General features: G+C 70.3%; 1 protein-coding gene. It reads right to left on the reverse strand.

Annotation, left to right across the window (positions count from 1 at the left end; genetic code table 11):
• Positions 1-535, reverse strand: a 535-nt coding sequence (locus ACL02O_RS34395; protein WP_412822355.1) for a recombinase family protein, incomplete at both ends; no start/stop codon positions are given.

Genomic DNA, 535 nt, shown 5'->3' on the forward strand with positions numbered 1-535 from the left:
GCGCAGGCAGGCGGTGACCTTCTCCGGGTTGGGGCTGCGCAGCGCGGGATGGTGATGGTGTAGTCCGCGGTCGTGGCGGATGCGGTCCAGCAGGTGGTCTTCTCGGATGTAGAGGATCTTCGGCTGCGGTGAGGTCTTGGTGCGGCTGCTGGTGTGGCCGTGGCGGCAGCGGTAGCCGGGACGGCCGTGGACCCAGTGGGAGTCCATGATGCGGCCGCAGATGCCGCAGCAGACGAGGCCGGCCAGGAGGTAGTGGCGAGGAGCGCTATCAGCGGGGGTGGGCGCGGTATGGATCGCCTGGGCAGCGACGAACTGCTCCTCGGTGACCAGCGGCGGGTGGGCGATCTGGCGGGAGATGGCCCACTGCGGGGCGGCGTTCCAGCGCTGGACCTCGCGGTGTCGGGTGATGGTGCCGTCGGGCTCGATGTCGTCGTGGTCGGTGCGGTGCCGGTGCCAAACCTGGTGGCCGGTGTAGCGGGGGTTGGCCAGGATCGCCGCGACGGTGGTCAGCATCCATTGGTGGCCGCTGCGGTGC

It is taken from the genome of Micromonospora mangrovicola (genome assembly GCF_047200535.1).
In the GTDB taxonomy this organism is placed as follows: Bacteria; Actinomycetota; Actinomycetes; order Mycobacteriales; family Micromonosporaceae; genus Micromonospora.